The sequence below is a fragment of the Bartonella sp. AC130YNZD genome (assembly GCF_042196865.1).
Taxonomy (GTDB): domain Bacteria; phylum Pseudomonadota; class Alphaproteobacteria; order Rhizobiales; family Rhizobiaceae; genus Bartonella.
The window spans coordinates 1-624 of record NZ_JBHIQZ010000167.1 but is presented as its reverse complement, the minus strand read 5'-3'; the positions used below and the strand labels follow the sequence as shown (position 1 = coordinate 624).

Annotated in this window: 1 protein-coding gene; it reads right to left on the bottom strand. The window is 47.0% G+C overall.

The features are described from left to right. Positions 1-321 (bottom strand): hypothetical protein (locus tag ACFINU_RS10305; RefSeq protein WP_375667735.1); only part of this gene is annotated, 321 nt, incomplete at its 3' end. Positions 322-624: the final 303 nt, after the last annotated feature.

The following is a 624-nucleotide window of genomic DNA, read 5'->3' as shown; positions in this document are numbered from 1 at the left end:
CGGTAGTAATCCTAGACGATTCGTAAAAGATGATGCAATAACAGAAATCGTAGCGCCGGTATCAAATAATACACGAGCGCAAGAAGATTGAATTAGAATTGTACCTCGTACGACTGACGGTCCAATATCAGAGGCTTGCTCATCGAGCGCATACAGACGTGTAGCATTTCCAGGGACATTTGATTTATTTCCCATTTGCGAATTACCCTGCTGCACCATTCTGGCCGTTCCAGGGCCTGACTGCCTCGCAGTAGGCGGCTGAACCGGTACACCCTGAATTCCCGAATTCTTATCCGGACAAAACCAATCAGTGTGACCCAACTGACCACACCTCCTACATCTCACATTTGGACAGTCCTTTATCATGTGCCCTTTCTGTCCACACTTATAGCATCCACCCTTGACTCCAGATGTTTGAGTCCCGACAGTATTCGACGATCGCTGTTGAGACTGCCCTTGCGAATTACTATTAGAGAATTTTCTCTTTTTGCCACGATAGTTGGAAGGTGTATAACTTCCAGACTGACCTGAAGCTTGAGATCCCCCGCCAGGTGTACTTGTTGATTTTCCCGGAGTAGAAACTTGTCTACCTTTCTGAACTTCCCTGAAGCGATTCGGCTCCAA